The 16,876-nt window shown below is 76.8% G+C and carries 13 protein-coding genes; 8 read left to right on the top strand and 5 right to left on the bottom strand.

Annotated features, from left to right (window positions below; translation table 11 throughout):
• Positions 1 to 153 precede the first annotated feature (153 nt).
• From ACK586_RS10690 to ACK586_RS10675, 4 genes are all read left to right on the top strand, one after another.
• Positions 154 to 729 (top strand): hypothetical protein, encoded by a 576-nt coding sequence (locus tag ACK586_RS10690; protein WP_409330461.1) that lies wholly within the window; start codon positions 154 to 156, stop codon positions 727 to 729.
• A complete protein-coding gene (locus ACK586_RS10685) occupies positions 726 to 2,828 on the top strand; it encodes a hypothetical protein (protein ID WP_409330460.1) in 2,103 nt (700 codons plus the stop codon). Before ACK586_RS10690 ends, ACK586_RS10685 begins: the two co-directional genes overlap by 4 nt.
• Positions 2,829 to 2,910: 82 nt before the next feature.
• A complete protein-coding gene (locus ACK586_RS10680; protein ID WP_409330459.1) occupies positions 2,911 to 3,603 on the top strand; it encodes a hypothetical protein in 693 nt (230 codons plus the stop codon).
• Positions 3,604 to 3,655: 52 nt separating this feature from the next.
• Entirely contained in the window at positions 3,656 to 4,189 is a 534-nt protein-coding gene (locus ACK586_RS10675) for a hypothetical protein (protein ID WP_409330458.1), read from the top strand.
• Between the two features lie 54 nt (positions 4,190 to 4,243).
• Here ACK586_RS10675 and ACK586_RS10670 read toward each other — a convergent pair whose 3' ends face one another.
• The 3 genes from ACK586_RS10670 to ACK586_RS10660 all read right to left on the bottom strand — a co-directional run bounded on the left by ACK586_RS10670 (position 4,244) and on the right by ACK586_RS10660 (position 9,869).
• Positions 4,244 to 7,204, bottom strand: a complete 2,961-nt coding sequence (locus tag ACK586_RS10670; RefSeq protein WP_409330457.1) for an AAA family ATPase — start codon at positions 7,202 to 7,204, stop codon at positions 4,244 to 4,246.
• Complete coding sequence (locus ACK586_RS10665; RefSeq protein ID WP_409330456.1) at positions 7,201 to 8,379, bottom strand: exonuclease SbcCD subunit D; 1,179 nt, start codon at positions 8,377 to 8,379, stop codon at positions 7,201 to 7,203. The genes ACK586_RS10670 and ACK586_RS10665 overlap by 4 nt, the downstream gene beginning before the upstream one ends.
• Before the next feature lie 89 nt (positions 8,380 to 8,468).
• Complete coding sequence (locus tag ACK586_RS10660) at positions 8,469 to 9,869, bottom strand: acyltransferase family protein (RefSeq protein WP_409330455.1); 1,401 nt, start codon at positions 9,867 to 9,869, stop codon at positions 8,469 to 8,471.
• A 204-nt stretch (positions 9,870 to 10,073) separates the two neighbouring features.
• Here ACK586_RS10660 and ACK586_RS10655 point away from each other — a divergent pair, with 204 nt between their 5' ends.
• A complete protein-coding gene (locus ACK586_RS10655) occupies positions 10,074 to 12,683 on the top strand; it encodes a protein kinase domain-containing protein (protein WP_409330454.1) in 2,610 nt (869 codons plus the stop codon).
• A gap of 28 nt (positions 12,684 to 12,711) precedes the next feature.
• Here ACK586_RS10655 and ACK586_RS10650 read toward each other — a convergent pair whose 3' ends face one another.
• Together ACK586_RS10650 and ACK586_RS10645 are read right to left on the bottom strand one after the other, a co-directional pair.
• Positions 12,712 to 13,272, bottom strand: coding sequence for a PH domain-containing protein (locus tag ACK586_RS10650; RefSeq protein ID WP_409330453.1), 561 nt, complete (start codon positions 13,270 to 13,272; stop codon positions 12,712 to 12,714).
• Between the two features lie 96 nt (positions 13,273 to 13,368).
• On the bottom strand, positions 13,369 to 14,232 hold the full coding sequence (locus ACK586_RS10645; RefSeq protein ID WP_409330452.1) for a biotin--[acetyl-CoA-carboxylase] ligase: 864 nt from the start codon (positions 14,230 to 14,232) through the stop codon (positions 13,369 to 13,371).
• 79 nt (positions 14,233 to 14,311) lie between these two features.
• Between ACK586_RS10645 and ACK586_RS10640 the strand changes: the two genes are divergently transcribed.
• The 3 genes from ACK586_RS10640 to ACK586_RS10630 are packed head-to-tail and all read left to right on the top strand — an operon-like array spanning position 14,312 to position 16,823.
• Positions 14,312 to 15,937 (top strand): acyl-CoA carboxylase subunit beta, encoded by a 1,626-nt coding sequence (locus ACK586_RS10640; RefSeq protein WP_409330451.1) that lies wholly within the window; start codon positions 14,312 to 14,314, stop codon positions 15,935 to 15,937.
• Positions 15,934 to 16,212 (top strand): acyl-CoA carboxylase epsilon subunit, encoded by a 279-nt coding sequence (locus ACK586_RS10635; RefSeq protein WP_409330450.1) that lies wholly within the window; start codon positions 15,934 to 15,936, stop codon positions 16,210 to 16,212. The genes ACK586_RS10640 and ACK586_RS10635 overlap by 4 nt, the downstream gene beginning before the upstream one ends.
• A complete protein-coding gene (locus ACK586_RS10630; RefSeq protein ID WP_409330449.1) occupies positions 16,209 to 16,823 on the top strand; it encodes a Maf family protein in 615 nt (204 codons plus the stop codon). The genes ACK586_RS10635 and ACK586_RS10630 overlap by 4 nt, the downstream gene beginning before the upstream one ends.
• The last annotated feature ends 53 nt before the right edge of the window (positions 16,824 to 16,876 follow it).

Below are 16,876 nucleotides of genomic sequence, written 5' to 3'. Positions count from 1 at the left end.
GGCCGGAGCGCGGTGACCGGCGCACGCGCCACACGGCCCTCTCCCGGCCCGGAAATGCCGTGACCACGCAACTCCGGACCGTAACCTCGGTCCGCGACCGGCGGCCTCGATCTCCCCACGGGCATCCCGCCGGGCACGGACCGGAGGACAGCCATGGCCAGGAGACGACGTCTCGTCGCGTCCGGGGCCCTGCTCGCGGCGGGCGCCGTCGCAGCGGGCATCTGGATCACCAGCGGGTGGACGGACTCCCCGGACGCCGCCGACACCGCCGCGGCCGGCGCCACCGGCCGGGCGGGGACCGCGAGCACCCCGGGCGCGGCCGCGCCGGCCACCCCCGACGCCGCCTTCCCCTCGGGCGCGGTGCCGGAGGACGAGCTGCCCGACGTGGACGACGTCGTCACCGACGCGCCCGCGCCGGCGCCGTCCGGCGGCGACGTCGGCGTCCTCGTGACCTACGCCGGCTGGGACCCCGCGTCCTCGGCGGTCGAGGTGGCCGGGATCGTGGACCGGGTCGTCGCGACCGAGGGCGCGTGCACCGTCACCCTCACCTCCGGCGATCGGACGGTCACCGCCGGGGGCCCGGCGACGCCGGACGTCACGACGACCGCGTGCGGCTCCGTGTTCGTCGACGGCGCACAGCTGGCGCCGGGCACCTGGTCGGCGGTGCTGAGCTTCGCCGCGGGCACGACCTCCGGTGCGTCCGCCCCGGTCGAGGTGCAGGTCCCGTGAGGACGACGCTGACCCGCCTGGTCACCGTGCTCGCGCTCGTCGGGGCGGTCCTGCTGGCGCCGGTCTCCGGCGACCGCCCGGCCGGAGTCGCGCAGGCGGCCCCGATCCAGGGCTTCGACGCGGGCAACATCATCTCCGACGCGGTGTTCTTCGACGGGACCTCGATGGACGCGGCATCGGTCGACCGCTTCCTCGCCGTGCGCGGTGCCTCCTGCGTCGCCGGGGAGATGCCCTGCCTCAAGGACTTCGCGCAGACGACGGTGAACCAGGCTCCCGATGCGATGTGCTCGGGCTACCAGGGCGCGGCGAACGAGTCGGCCGGCACGATCATCGCCAAGGTCGGCCGCGCGTGCGGTGTCAGCCCGCGGGTGCTGCTGGTGCTCCTGCAGAAGGAGCAGGGTCTCGTCACCAGGACGCGGCCGACGACCACGCAGTACCAGAAGGCCACCGGCTTCGCGTGCCCGGACACCGCGCCGTGCGACCCGGCCTTCTCCGGCTTCGTCAGCCAGGTCTACTTCGCCGCCCGCCAGTTCCAGCGCTACCGGATCGAGGCGGCGCGCTACGGGTACAAGGCCGGCCGGGTCAACACGATCCAGTGGAACGTGCCGGCCGACTGCGGCACCTCGCAGGTCTACATCGCCAACCAGGCCACCGCGGGCCTCTACAACTACACGCCCTACCGGCCCAACCAGGCCTCCCTCGACGCCTACCCCGGCGAGGGCAACCGCTGCTCGAGCTACGGCAACCGCAACTTCTACGCCCACTTCGTCAACTGGTTCGGGACGACGCAGTCGGTCGGTGGCAACGCGATCCACGACAGGTACCAGCAGCTGGGCGGGGCGACCGGGCCGCTCGGCCCCAGCACCGACGTCTCCCGCTGCGGCCTGACCGGCGGCGGCTGCTACCAGCTGTTCCGGTCCGGGGCGATCTACTGGTCACCCGCCTCGGGGGCGCGCGTCCTGGTGGGCGCCATCTGGCAGACCTGGGGCGCCCAGGGCTGGGAGAACGGGCCGCTGGGCTACCCGACCACCGACGAGAACTGCGGCCTGGTGGACGGCGGCTGCTGGCAGGGCTTTCAGAAGGGGACGATGCACTGGAGCCACGGCACCGGGGCGCACGCGATGCTCGGCGCGGTCCGGGACAAGTGGGGCGCCACGGGCTGGGAGGCGGGCCCGCTGGGGTACCCGACCGGCGGGCTGTGGTGCGGGCTCACGCGCGGCGGCTGCGTCCAGGAGTTCCAGCGCGGAGCGATCTACTGGGCTCCGGCCACCGGCGCGCGCGCCGTGCTGAACGGTCCGGTCCGGGACCGCTGGGGCGCGCAGGGCTGGGAGGGCGGCTCCCTGGGCTACCCCACGGCCGACACGCGCTGCGGATCGTCCGGCAGCGGCTGCGTCCAGGACTTCGAGCGGGGCACCATCGCCTGGTCGACGCCGACGGGGGCCCGCGTCGTCGCCGGCGCCGTCCTCGCGCGCTGGACCGAGGGCCGCCGCGAGGCGGGCCCCCTGGGCTTCCCCACCGCGGAGATGTGGTGCGGGCTGAGCCAGGGCGGCTGCGTGCAGCAGTTCCAGCAGGGCGCCGTCTACTGGTCGGCGGCCACCGGCGCCCGGGCGGTCAGCGGGCCCGTCCAGCAGGCGTGGGGCGCCCAGGGCTGGGAGACCGGCCCGCTGGGCTACCCGCGGCGCGAGATGCACTGCGACCTGGTCGGCGGCGGGTGCTGGCAGGAGTTCCAGAACGGTGCCCTGTACTGGACGGCGGAGACCGGCGCGCACGGCGTCGTCGGCGCCATCCGCCAGCGCTGGGGCGCGCAGGGCTGGGAGACCGGGGCGCTGGGCTACCCGACGACCGGGGTCTACTGCGGCCTGGTCCGGGGCGGCTGCTTCCAGCAGTACCAGGGGGGCTCGATCTACTGGTCGCCGGGCACCGGCGCGCGGGTGGTGTCCGACCCGCTGCGGGCGTACTGGGGCACCCGCGGCTGGGAGGCCGGCGCCCTCGGGTACCCGGTCGAGGAGGCTCGCGTGACGGCCGACGGGCAGAGCCAGCGGTTCGCCGGCGGCACGCTGGTCTACTCGACCCTCACCGGCCAGGTGACCCAGCGGTGACCGGGGCGCCGGCGGCCCGGTCCCTAGACTCCGACGACGTGAGCGACTCACCCGGGCCCCGACGGTCGGGGACCACCCGGGCATGACGGCGACCACCGAGACCACGACACGCCCGGTGAGCAGCGGCACCGCCCGCCGCGACGCGCTGCGCGCCCTCGCGGAGAGCTACGCGCGGCACACCCCGGTGCGCTCGGTGGCGGTCGTCGGGAACCGGCCGATGAGCCCGGATCCCGAGCGCGCCGCGGCCGTCGACGGCTGCGACCTGGTGCTGCGGGTCAACGGCTTCCGGCTGGACGGCGCCGGGGACGCCCCCACCTACGGCCGGCGGGTCGACGTCGTCTTCTTCCACCGCGGCGTCGTCGCCAGCCGGTGGTTCTTCCAGGACTACCAGGACCGGCTGTACCTCCTGGTCGAACCCGGCCGGCTGCACGGCGAGCGTGAGGCGCTGCCCGACTGGTGGCCGGCCGACCTCGGCCAGGTCCACGTCTCCAACGACGACCTCACCCTGCCCCTCTCCCGCGACCTGGGCTTCGACACCGTCGGGGCCGGGACGTGGGCCACGACCGGGACGATGGCGGCCTGGTGGGCGCGCGACGCCTTCCCCGGCGCGCGCCTGGAGGTGACCGGCTTCTCCTTCCACGAGGAGGACGTGCCTCCGAGCTGGGCGCACGCATCCGGCCGGGTGATGGAGATCAACGCCGAGCACGACCTCGGCCCCGAGCGCCGGTTCATGCACGAGTGGGTCCGCGGCGCCGCCGTCCGCTACTGGACGTGACCGGCCCCGGGACCCCGCCGCCCCCGACATCCACCTGCCGAGGAGGACGACCGTGAGGTTGCCCCACCGCCTGAGGCGACGCCTCGAGGCAGCTCTGAACGACCGCGTCGACCGCCGGACGGAGGCGCTGGTCGCCCGGCTCGACGCGCTCGCCGCCCGGGAGGCCGAGCTGCGTGAGCAGGTGCGCGCCGACCTGCGCGCGGAGCTGGCGGAGCGCGCCTTCGCCCGGGACCTCACGCACGTGTCCGAGCGGGTGGACGAGCTGGAGCGGCGCCTGGGCGCCTGGTCCGAGGGGTACGAGGCCCGCTTCGGCGCGCTGGAGGAGCGGGCCGACTGGAACGCCCACCAGCTCTCCCGCCTCGCCCCGCAGGCCGCGGCCCTGGAGGAGCGGCTCGAGCGCGCCGCCCGGCCGGTGGTGGTCACCCCCGGGGACGACGCGGACGTGGCCGAGGCGCGGATGCTCGTCGAGGTCGTCCGCGAGGAGCACGCCCGCGTCCGCTCCCGCCTCTCGCTGCTGTCGGCCTACGAGGAGAGGCTCCGCGTGCTCGAGGCCCGGGCCTTCCCACCGGGGGCCGACGGCTCCTGAGCCCTCGCCGGGCGGCGCCGCCCGGGCCGCGCCGCCCGGGTCCGCCGCCGGCGGTCAGCCCGCGAGGCGGGAGCCGTGCCGGCCGGCGAGCACCTCCACCGTGGTGGGGATCCGCTGGCGCAGCTCCTCGAGGTGGCTGATCAGGCCGACCGTGCGACCGCCCCGGCGCAGCTCGTCGAGCACGCCCATCACGGAGTCCAGCGCCCGGGCGTCGAGGGTGCCGAACCCCTCGTCGACGAACAGGGTGTCCATCTGGATGCCGCCGCTCTCCGCGGTCACCACGTCGGCGAGGCCGAGGGCGAGGGCCAGCGAGGCCATGAAGCTCTCCCCGCCCGACAGCGTCTTGGTCGGCCGCAGCGTCCCCGTGTACTCGTCGAAGACGTCCAGGCCCAGACCCCCGCGGGCGCCGTTGCGGCCCAGCGCGTCGCTGTGCCGGAACGTGTAGCGGTTGCCCGACATCTCCAGCAGCCGGCGGCTGGCCACCGCGGCCACCTGCTCGAGCCGGGCGGCCAGCACGAACGACTGCAGCCGCATGCGCAGCGTGTTGGCCCCGCGCCCGTTGACCAGGTCCGCCAGGCCGGTGACCTGCTCGGCGACGGCCCGCCGCTCGTCCAGCCGCACCTCTGCCGCGACGAGGTCACCGGCGAGCAGGTCGAGGTCGGCGGAGCGCCGGCGGGCACGGTCGAGGGCCGCGACGGACTCCTCCCGCGCCCCGGTGAGCCCCGCGCACCGGGTCTCCAGCGCGGCGACGTCCGGTCGGGGGCCCAGGTCGGCGAGCTCGGGGGCGGCCAGCGTGGCGCGCACGGCGGCCAGCGCCTGCTCGTGCGCGGCGACCCGGCCGTCCAGGGCCGCCAGCTCGGCCGGATCGAGCAGCGCGCCGGCGGCCGCCGGTACGTCGGCGAACCCGGCGGCGGTGGCCCGCTGCCCGGCGACCCGGCGCGCCTGCTCGGCGACCGCGCGGGCGCGCGACTCCTCCGCCTCGGCGTCGAGCACCGCCTCGCAGCGCTCGGCGGCCGCGCTCAGCCGGCGCACCCGGCTCTCCAGGTCCGGGTCCTCGCCGCGCACGGCGTCGAGCCGTGCCGCGAGCGCGGTCAGCTCCGCTTCCTGCGCGGCGCGTTCGGCGGTGCGCCGGCCGAGTTGCTCGCGGTCGGCGGCCAGCCGGCGGGCCAGCTCGTCGCGCCGGGCGAGGGAGCCGTCGAGCCGGGCACGCGCCGCCGGGAGCTCCCCGGCGGCCGCGGCCAGCGCAGCCAGCCCGCGCTCGGCCTCCGCGGCGGCCGCGGCCAGCTCGGGCAGCGGCCGATCACCCGCCCGGGCGCGCAGCACGGCGAGCTCCCGGGCCCGCTCCTCCGCCGCGGTGGCGGCGGTGGCGGCCGCGGCCTCGGCGCGGTCGGCGGCGGCTCGCGCGCGCTCCTCGTCCCCCGCTCCGACCGGCCGGCCGCCCGGCGTGGCCGGGCGCGGGTGCTCCGCGGAGCCGCAGACCGGGCAGTCCTCGCCCTCGACCAGGCCGGCGGCCAGCTCGGCGGCCATGCCGTCCAGGCGTCGGGCGCGCACGTCCAGCAGCGCCTCACGGGCGGTCAGCCAGCGGTCCCGCGCCGCCGCGGCGGCGGCCTGCGCCTCGGTCAGCGCGGCCGCCAGGTGCTCGGCGTCCCGTCCGGCCGCCAGGGCCGCGCGCGCGGCCTCGGCCACGGCCGTGCGGGCCGGCATCCGGGCGGCCGCGCCGGCCGCCGCCTCGACCCGCTCCTGCTCGGCCGCGACGAGCGCGGGCAGCTCGGCCGCGGAGACCTCGGCGGTGGTGCAGCGCCGCCCGAGGCGCGCGATCTCCTCGGCCAGGCCGGTCACGCGGGGGGCCAGCTCCGCCGCCCGGAGAGCCTCCGGCTGCAGGGCGCGGGCCTCGGCCGCGTCGTCCCGCAGGCGGCGGGCGAGGTCGCGGTCGGGATCCACCCCGTGCCCGGTCGCCGCCCAGGCGGAGCGGGCGGCGGCCGAGGCGCGGGCGCAGCGCTCGGCCTCGAGCGCCGCGCGGCCGGCGGCCTCCAGCACGTCCCGCAGGACCTCCGCGGCCCGGCCGGCGGCCAGCCGGGCCCGGACCGGCGCCAGTCCGGGCTCGGCGGCGCGCAGCCGGGCCAGCTCCTCCTCCGCCCGGGCCCGGCGGGCGTGCCGGTCGTCGACGGCTCGGGCGGTGGCCAGCGCCTGCGTGGCCGCGGTCGCGGCGGTGGCCGCCGCCGCAGCGGCCCGGTCGGCCGCGGCGAGCTCCGATGCGGCCCGGGACCGCACGCCGCCGACCCACTCGCCGACCGGGCCGCTGCCGCGGGCCCCCACCAGCTCGGGGGCCAGTTCCTCGGGCACGTCCTCGTCGGCGGTCTGGGCGACCCGGGCGAGCAGCGTCGACAGGTGCAGCCGCTCCCCGCGCAGCGCCTCCTCGGCGGCGCGGCGCTCCCCGGCCAGCCAGTCCTCCACGCGGGCGAACCGGCCGACGTCGAAGAGCGTGCGCAGCAGGTCGGCGCGGCGCTCCGGCTCGGCGCGCAGGAAGCGGGCGAAGTCGCCCTGCGGCAGCAGCACCACCTGGCAGAACTGGTGGACGTCGAGGCCCACCCGGGTGCGCAGGTACTCCGACCCCTCGTCGATGCGGGTGCTGACCGGCTCCCACCCGTCGCCGGTGAGCCGCTGCACCGTCAGCCGGGCCTGCTCGACGGTGAGCCCCGTGCCGCGCCGCTTGGGCCGGGACTGCTCGGGCCGGCGGGTGACCAGCAGCCGCTCCCCGCCCAGGGTGAGCTCGCAGGCGACCTCGGTGCGGGTCGCCGCGTCGGCGTGGTCGCTGCGCAGCCGCTTCTCCTCGCCGCGGGCGCCCGGGACGGTGCCGTAGAGGGCGAAGACCACCGCGTCGAGCAGCGTGGTCTTGCCCGACCCCGTGGGACCCCAGAGCAGGAACAGCCCGTCGCCGGCCACCGTGTCCAGGTCGACGGTCTCGGTGCCGGCGAACGGCCCGAAGGCGGTGACCGCCAGCCGGTGCAGCCTCACCGGGCGACCTCGTCGCGCGCGGCCACGGCCAGCGCCCGGCCGAGCAGCTCGCGCTCCACGGCGCTCGCGCCGATCCCGTCGCGGACGTGGGAGACGAACTCCCCCACCACCTCGAGGTCGCCGCGGCCCTGCAGCCGCTCCTGGTAGCTGCGGCCGTCGGCCGAGGCCGGCCGGCCCGCCCACTCGAGGTGGACGCAGTGCGGGAAGCGGGCCTGCAGCCGGCGCATCGGATCGGCCGGGCGCACCGGGTCGGTGAGCCGCGCGGAGACGAACGCGGCCTCCGCCGCGGCGTGCGCGGGGTCGGCCAGCAGCTCCTCGAGCGCGCCGGTGAGCACGACCAGCGGCCGCGGGGTGGGCAGCGGGACGGCGCGCACCCCGGCCAGCCCCGCGGCGTCGAGGTCGACCAGCCAGACCTGCTTGTGCTGCCCGGCCTCGCCGAACGAGTAGGCGAGCGGCGAGCCGCTGTAGCGGACCCGCTCGGTCAGGGCCTGCGGGCGGTGCAGGTGCCCCAGCGCCACGTAGTCGACGCCGTCGAACACCGGCAGGGGGACGACGTCGACGCCCCCGACGCAGATGTCGCGCTCGCTGTCGCTGGGCAGCCCGCCGCCGACGAACGCGTGGGCGAGCACCACCGAGCGGGTGCCCGGCCGCAGGAACAGGTCGGCCCGCACGCGGTCCATCGCCTCGGTGAGCACGGTCTCGTGGCCGACCGCGCGCCGGAGCCCGGCCGCCTCCGCCCCGCCGGCCAGGCCCAGCTCGTGCCGGGCGACCTGCGGCTCGAGGAACGGCAGGCCGTAGAGGGCGACCTCGCCGTGCTCGTCGGCCAGCAGGACCGGCTCGTCGAGCCCGGCGGTGGTGGCCCGCACGTGCACGCCGGAGACGGCCAGCAGGCCGGCCGCGAACCCCAGGCGGCGGGCCGAGTCGTGGTTGCCGGGGGTCAGGACCACGGTGGCACCGGCGGCCCGCAGCCGGGAGAGCACCCGGTCGAGGACGGCGGTCGCGTCGGCCGGGGGCACCGCCCGGTCGTAGACGTCGCCGGCGACCACCACGACGTCGACGCCCTCGCGGACGACCACCTCGGCCAGGCCGCCGAGGACCGTCTCCTGCTCGGCGAGCAGGTCGGCGCCGTGCAGCGACCGCCCGAGGTGCCAGTCGGAGGTGTGCAGCAGGCGCATGGACCGAGACGGTAGGTCGGGGTACCGACAGAACGCCCACGGCACGCCGTGACCGATCCGTCACACCCCGGAGGGCGGGGGTGGGACGGTCAGCCGGCCGCGCCGGAGCGCACCCGCGCGGGGGGCCGGCTCCCCGCGGCGGGCGCGACCGCGCGCAGCGGGCGCACCGGCGGGACGTCGGTGCCGCGCCCGACGGCGAGCAGCCGCTCGGTCCGCGGGCCCGCGGCCACCGCCACGGGGACCTCCGCGGTGGGGACCACCTCGGGCAGCACGACCGGAAGCGGGGTCCCGGCGGCGCGGCGCCGCGGGGCGCGCCGGCCGGTCAGCCGGGCGACCCCGGCCAGCACCAGGCGCCGTCCCGGCTCCTCGACGCCGTGGTGCAGCGCGGCGCTGAGCAGCAGGCACGCCAGGACCAGTGCCGGCATGGCCAGGGCGAGACCGGGGGTGAGCTCGCCGCGCGTCGCGGGGTCCTGCCACCACAGCGTGATGACCACGTCGAGGACCAGGAAGTGCACCAGGTACAGGGCGTAGGAGATCTTCCCCCCGTAGACGAGCGGCGCGGAGGACAGCCAGCGGGCGGGGCCCCGGCTGGTCAGGGCGAGCGCGGCCACGATCACCGGGAAGGCCACGACGACCACCGCGGAGTAGTCGGTGTCGTAGTCGGTCCCGCGGTTCCACATCGCCCACGTGGACCCGGTGACCACCAGGCCGATCGACGACACCAGGGCGGCCAGGGCCACGGACTCGACCCGCTCGGTCACCCGGATCCTGCGGACGGCGAGCGCGGTCAGCATGCCGGCCGTGAAGCCGCAGGCGATCCGCAGCATCCAGTCCTGCTGGTGGTCGGGGGTCCCGGTCGTGAAGGCGATGTAGGACAGCGGCGACATCGCGGCCACCGCGAGGACCATCAGCAGCCACGCCGGCAGCCGGCGCAGCTGCCACACCAGGACGACGACGACGGGGAACAGCAGGTAGGCCGTCCACTCCGCGCTGATCGACCAGCCCGGGAGCACGAAGCTCGCCCCGGCGTGGTCGATGCGCCCCCACATCTGGGTCATGGTCAGCTGGGACACCAGCGAGCCCAGGTCCGCGTCGGCGTGGGTGGTGATGACGTCGGCGTCCCAGCCGCCCTTGCGCAGCGACCACACCCACGCGCCGGCCAGCACGGTGACCACCGCCCACGCCGGCCACACCCGGGCCACCCGGTTCACCAGGAAGTGGACCCCCTGGCCCAGCCGCGGCCGCGAGCCCATCCGCTGGCCGTAGGTCAGGGTGATGACGAAGCCGCTCAGGACGAAGAACAGCTCCACACCGGTCCAGCCCGCCGCGATCAGCGGCCGCACGAGCGGCAGCTGGTCCAGGTAGGGCCAGGTGAACATCTGGACGTGGAAGAGGACGACCCAGCAGGCCGCGACCGCGCGCAGTCCGGTCAGCGCCGGGATGTCGCGACGCCGGGTCGCGTCCGGTCCGGTGGCCGTGTCTTCGCGCATCGCAGAACCCCTCGGTGGAGACGTGGAACGGTCCGTCCCTCGGAGCTCCGACGCTAGTGACGGCCTCTGCCGGGATGCAGTCGAGCCACGCACAAAGATGTCGCGCTCCGTTGTCACATCGCGACACTTCGCGGTCGCCCGCATCGGGCCGCGGGGCGGGCAGGAGGCTGGTCCCGCGTCCGCCGCTGCGCGATGCTGTCCGGCGTGCCGCTGGCCCCCGGGGACGTGTTCGCCGGCTACCGCGTCGTCCGGCAGCTGGGCAGCGGCGGCATGGGCGCCGTCTACCTGGTCCGGCACCCCCGGCTGCCCCGGGTGGAGGCGCTCAAGGCGCTGCGCCCGGAGTACTCGACCGACGCCGACTTCGCCCGCCGCTTCCTGCGCGAGGCCGAGGTCGTGGTCGGCCTCGAGCACCGCAACATCGTCCCGGTGCTCGACCGCGGTGAGGACGAGGGCCGGCTGTGGCTGACGATGCGCTACGTCGACGGGATCGACGCCGAGGAGGCGCTGGCCGCGGCCGGGGGGCTGCTGCCGGCGCAGCGTGCGGTGCGCATCGTCGGCGAGGTGGCCGCCGCGCTGGACTGCGCCCACCGCAGCCACCTCGTGCACCGCGACGTCAAGCCGGCCAACGTGCTGCTCAGCCGGCCGGAGCCCGACGAGCCCGAGCATGTCTTCCTCACCGACTTCGGCATCGCCAAGTCGCTGTCGGCCGACACCCGGTTGACCCGCACCGGCATGGTCGTGGCCACCTTCGAGTACGCCTCGCCGGAGCAGATCGAGTCCCGGCCGCTCGACGCCCGGACCGACGTCTACTCGCTGGGCTGCCTGCTGCACAAGCTGCTCACCGGCAGCGTCCCCTTCCCCGGCTCGTCGGTCGCCGCGGCCCTGCACGGCCACCTGGCCCTGCCCCCGCCGCGCCCGTCGTCGCTGGTGCCGTGGCTCCCGCCGGGCCTGGACGGCGTCGTCGCCCGGGCGATGGCGAAGGACCCCGCAGACCGGTACCCGTCCTGCCGGGCACTGGCCGCGGACGCGCGCGCCGCGCTCGACGGCTACCCCGAGCTGCCCCCCGGGGACCTGCGCGTGGGCATCACCGCGGCCGGCGGGCCGGCCCTCGCGCTGGACACCGGGTCGATGGCCGCCGCGGACCGCGACCGCCTGCTGCAGCTGCTGCGGCGCACCCGCTTCTTCGACCTGCCGGAGACCCTCGCCGGCACGACACCGGCGCCGGGGCCCGCGGGCCCGGCAGCGGACCGGGTGACCGTCGAGGTGAGCGGCGGCGGGCGCACGCACCGCGTGGTCGCCGACCTGGCGACCGCCCGCCGTCCTCCGGAGCTCGCGGACCTGGTCGACACGGTGCGCGAGCTCGGGACGGCGGCCGCGCCGCGACCTCCGGCGCCGCGCACCGTCGTGGAGCCGCCCCGGCCGTCGCCGCCTCCCGGCCGGCCCCCGACCGCGCCCGCCCTGCCCCGCGCGGCGGCCACCGGCACGCCCCGGGCGGCGGGCACCGCTGCCGGGACGGGCGCCACCGCGACCGGCCCCGCGGCCGGCCCGGCGGGCACCCCGGCGGCCACCCCGGCGCCGGTGCGGCGCCTGCCCGAGCACCCGCCGCCGCCTCCCTCCCGCGGGCCGGTCACACCCGCGCCGTGGCTGAACCGGCCGCCTCCCGGCGATGCCGGTCCCCCCGCTGCGCCGGCGCAGCGGCCGGCCGCGTCGCCGTCGCGCCCCACCGGCGCTCCCGGGCCGCGGGGCCCGGCGAGCCGCCGCCGCGCCGTCGTGGCGATCGCCGCGGTGGCCGCGCTCGCCGGCGCCGGGGCGACCACCTGGGTGCTGGCGCGCGGGGACGACGGCGGCGGCGGTGACGGGGGGACGACCGGCGCGGGCACCACGCCGCCCGGGGACACGCCCTCCGACGCCGCGGCCGCGGCGCTGGCGGCCCTGCCCACCGCGGACCCGCTGCCCGCCACGGCCGTCGTCCTCGCCCGCGAGGTGGACGGCGCGGCCGACCTGTACGCCGTCGACGGCACCACCGGGGAGCAGGTGATCCGGCTGACCGACGACCCGGCCCCCGACGTCTCCCCGGTCCTGCTGCCCGGCCGCGGGTCGGTGGTCTACGGCCGCGCCGGGGACGCCGGCCTCGAGTGGCGCGTCGTGGCCGCCGACGGCAGCGGCGACCGCGCGCTGTTCCCGGACGGGCCGGCCGACTGCCCCGATCCCGGCCGGCCCACCTTCGACCCCACCGACCCGACCCGACTCGCGGTGGTGTGCCGGCCGGCCGACGGGCCGCCGTCGCTGCGGCTGCTCACGCTCGACGGCGCCCCGGTGGTCACCCTGCACGAGTCCGAGGCGGTGCTCGACGACCCGGCGTTCTCCCCCGACGGCTCGCGGGTGGCCTTCTACGCCGGGAACGACCCCGACCGCGACGGCGGCGCGCTCTACGTGGTCGCGGTCGACACCCCCGGCGTGGCCACCGCGGTCACCGAGGGCGAGGACGGCGAGGACGCCGACCCGTCCTGGTCCCCGGACGGTCAGCAGCTCGCCTGGCGCCGCGAGATCGTCCCGGGCAACCGGGCCATCGTCGTCGGCTCGCCCGACGAGGTCGGCAACGCGCTGATCCTCACGTCAGGGACCTTCGACCAGGACCCCGTGTGGTCGCCGGACGGCGCCACGATCGCCTTCAAGAGCGACCGGGACGGCGACGCGGCCCCGGCCGGCGAGCAGCTGTGGCTGATGGACGCCGACGGCTCCGACTCTCGCCAGCTGCCCTTCGACGACGGCGTCATGGTGGACGCGCCCGCCTGGGCCGACCACGGGGGCTGAGCACGGTCGGCCCGGCGGCCGGTCGGAGTCAGCGGGCGGGCGTCCCCGAGGCCTGGTCGTCGCCGCGCAGGTAGCCGGCGTTCTCCCGGCCGCGCCGGTCGGCGTCCTCCTCGATCATGTGGTTGATCAGCTGCTGGACGCCGTCGCTGTCGGGGATCTGCCTCAGCACGGTGGGGCCGCTGTCGCCGGCCGACTCGATGCTGATGGTCCCGGACTGGATGATCCGCTCCCACAGGCTCTGGCTGTAGGACACGTCGGTGATCCGGGACAGGCCGATGTCGCGCCCCTTGCGGGCCAGGATGCCCTCGCGGAACAGCAGGCGGTGCGTGGTGATCACGTAGTGCGTGGTCCGCCAGCGCAGCAGCGGCACCAGCACGAGGACGAGCAGCAGCAGCAGCGCCGCGACGGCGATCAGCAGGCGGTACAGCCCGGTGCGGTCGTCGCCCGACGGCACGATCGCGGCGCCGAAGGAGGCGCCGCCGACGATCAGCAGGAGCAGCACGACCGGCCAGAAGACGGTCAGCCAGTGCGGGTGCAGGTGGCGCACGACCTCCTCGTCGGAGGCCAGCAGCTTGTCGGGGTAGCCCATGGCGACAGGGTGACGCAGCCGGGGCCCCGCCGGGAACCGTCCGGGCGCCGCGGCGCCGTGTCGTCCCAGGGGCACCACCGGCCCCCGCGCCTCCCGCTACGGGCGCGGGCGCACGTGCCGGACGTCCCCGCTGGCCATCTCCACCGTCCCGCCGGAGGTGCGGACGACGAGGCGGCCGTCCCAGTCGACGGCCTGCGCTACGCCCTCCAGCGCCGAGCCGTCGGGCATCGTCACCACGACCTCGGTGCCCACCGTGGCGCACCACGCGAGGTAGTCGGCGGCCAGCCCGCTCTGCACCGGATCACCGAGCACCGCCGTCCACGCCGAGTAGCGGCGCTCCAGCGCGCGGAGGAACTCCAGCAGCACCGGCGCCCGGTCGACCGTGCGGCCGACCTCCATCGCCAGGGACGACGCCCCCTCGGGCAGCTCGCCGGGGCGGGTGGAGACGTTGAGCCCGACACCGACGACGACGGCGGGCGGGGCGGCGGGGACCGCCTCGGCGAGGATTCCGGCGAGCTTGCTTCCGTCGGCGGCGAGCAGGTCGTTGGGCCACTTGAGCGCCGTCCGGACGCCGGGGACCTGGCCGACGGCCTCGGCCAGCGCGACGCCGGTGAGCAGCGGCAGCCAGCCGCGGCGCGCGGCCGGCACGTCGGGTCGCAGCAGCACCGAGACGGTGAGGCCGGCCCGCGGGGGCGAGGTCCACACCCGGTCCAGCCGGCCGCGGCCGGCGTCCTGGTGCTCGGCGACGAGCACGGTGCCCTCGGGCGCCGGACCGTCGTCGGCCGACGCGCGGGCGACCAGCTCGGCGTTCGTCGAACCGATCCGCCCGACGACCTCCACCTCGCGCCACAGCCGGCTGTCACGGGTGAGCGCGGCGGTCAGCGCGGCGGCGTCCAGGGCCGGCCGCTCGAGGTCCGACCAGCGGGAGTCCGACGGCGACGGGGAGGGCTCTCCGGGCACTCCCCTACGCTACGCACCGCGAGCCCGGCACCCGGTGGGAGCCGGCGGCCTGATTCCCGAGCAGAGCGAGGCAGGGTCTGTGAGCGCGGCTGAACTGGAGAGCGCGGGCGACAGCGTCCCCGGCGACATCGACATCCACACCACCGCCGGCAAGCTGGCGGACTTCGAGCGGCGGGTCCAGGAGGCCACCCACGCCGGCTCGGAGCGTGCCGTGGAGAAGCAGCACGCCGCGGGCAAGATGACCGCGCGCGAGCGCATCGAGGCGCTGCTGGACCCCGGCTCGTTCACCGAGCTCGACGAGTTCGCCCGGCACCGGTCGACGAACTTCGGGATGGACGCCCGCCGGCCCTTCGGCGACGGCGTCGTCACCGGCTACGGCACGGTCGACGGGCGCCCCGTCTGCGTCTTCTCCCAGGACGTGACCGTCTTCGGCGGCAGCCTCGGCGAGGTCTACGGCGAGAAGATCGTGAAGGTCCTCGACCTGGCCATCCGCAACGGCTGCCCGATCATCGGCATCAACGAGGGCGGCGGCGCGCGCATCCAGGAGGGCGTGGTCTCCCTCGGCCTCTACGGCGAGATCTTCCTGCGCAACGTGCACGCCTCCGGCGTCATCCCGCAGATCTCGCTGGTGATGGGCGCCGCGGCCGGCGGGCACGTCTACTCCCCGGCCCTGACCGACTTCATCGTGATGGTCGACCAGACCAGCCAGATGTTCATCACCGGGCCCGACGTGGTGAAGACCGTGACCGGCGAGGAGGTCACGCTCGAGGAGCTCGGCGGCGCCCGCACCCACAACACCAAGTCCGGCGTCGCGCACTACATGGCCGAGGACGAGAACGACGCCCTCGACTACGTGAAGGCGCTGCTGTCCTACCTGCCGAGCAACAACCTCGACCCGCTCCCCGCGGTCGAGGTCGGTCCGGTCGACGCCAGCCCCGACGGCGTCACCGACGACGACCGCGAGCTCGACACCGTCATCCCGGACTCGGCCAACACGCCCTACGACATGCACTCGGTGCTCGAGCACGTGCTGGACGACGGCGAGTTCCTCGAGGTGCAGCCGCTGTTCGCGCCGAACATCATCGTCGGCTTCGGCCGGGTCGAGGGCCGCCCGGTCGGCGTCGTGGCCAACCAGCCCACGCAGTTCGCCGGCACCCTCGACATCGACGCGAGCGAGAAGGCCGCGCGGTTCGTGCGCACCTGCGACGCGTTCAACGTCCCGGTGCTGACCTTCGTCGACGTCCCGGGCTTCCTGCCCGGCACCTCCCAGGAGTGGGAGGGGATCATCCGCCGCGGCGCCAAGCTCATCTACGCCTACGCGGAGGCGACCGTCCCCAAGGTCACGGTGATCACCCGCAAGGCCTACGGCGGGGCGTACGACGTCATGGGCTCCAAGCACCTCGGCGCCGACCTCAACCTGGCCTGGCCCACCGCGCAGATCGCGGTCGTGGGCGCCCAGGGCGCGGTGAACATCCTCTACCGGCGCGAGCTCGCCGACGCCCCGGACGCCGACGCCCGCCGGGCCGAGCTGATGACCAGCTACGAGGACACGCTGCTCAACCCCTACGTCGCCGCCGACCGCGGGTACGTCGACCAGGTGATCCGGCCCTCCGAGACCCGCGTCGAGGTCACCAAGGCGCTGCGCCTGCTGGCCAACAAGCGCCAGACCCTGCCGCCGAAGAAGCACGGGAACATCCCGCTGTGACGGAGCGGACCGAGCAGCCGCGGCTCCGTCCCGGGACCCGCCCCGAGCCTGCGAGGGGTGGGGAGGACGGAGTCCTTCCTCCGCTGCTGAGCGTCGTCCGCGGGGAGCCCACCGCCGAGGAGCTGGCCGCGCTGACGGCCGTCGTGGCCGCGCTGTCCCAGCGGCGGGAGCCCCGGCGTCGGCCCTCCCCGGTGGGCGCCTGGGGCGCACCGGTGCACCGCCGTCCCCTGCGGGCCGGGCCGGGCGGCTGGGCGTCGTCCGGACGGCCGTCGTGACCGCGACCGCCGCCCGCCGGCTGGTCCTGGCCTCGGCGTCCCCGGCCCGCCTGGCCCTGCTGCGCCAGGCCGGGCTGTCCCCGGACGTCGTCGTCAGCGACGTCGACGAGTCCACCGTGACGGCGCCGCGGGTCGCCGAGCGGGTGGCCCTGCTGGCCGCCGCCAAGGCGACCGCCGTCGCCGCCCGCGAGACCGACGCCCTGGTGATCGGGGCCGACTCGCTGCTGGAGTACCGCGGGCGGGCCATGGGCAAGCCGGCCGACGAGCACGAGGCGCGCGAGCGCTGGCAACTCATCGGGGGCCGCTCCGGCGTCCTGCACACCGGGCAGGCCCTGTTCGACGTGCGCGACGGCGCCGTGGCCGGCCGCGACGTGGCCGTCGTGTCGACGACGGTGCACTTCGCCCGGCCCAGCGACGCGGAGCTCGCCGCCTACCTGGCCACCGGGGAACCGCTGGCCGTGGCCGGTGCCTTCACCCTGGACGGGCTGGGCGCGTCCTTCGTCCGCCGGGTCGACGGCGACCCGGCGGCCGTCGTCGGCCTCTCGCTGGCCACGCTGCGCACGCAGCTGGCCTCGCGGGGCGTGACGATCACCGATCTCTGGCGCCGCTGAGGCGCCGCCCCCCGGCTGTCCCGGCCGGCCGGGGGGTGCACGGATACTGTCCC

It is taken from the genome of Trujillonella humicola (assembly GCF_046233715.1).
GTDB lineage: Bacteria > Actinomycetota > Actinomycetes > Mycobacteriales > Geodermatophilaceae > Trujillonella > Trujillonella humicola.
The sequence above is the reverse complement of the archived record's forward strand: the minus strand, read 5'-3'. Positions and strand labels throughout refer to the sequence as shown.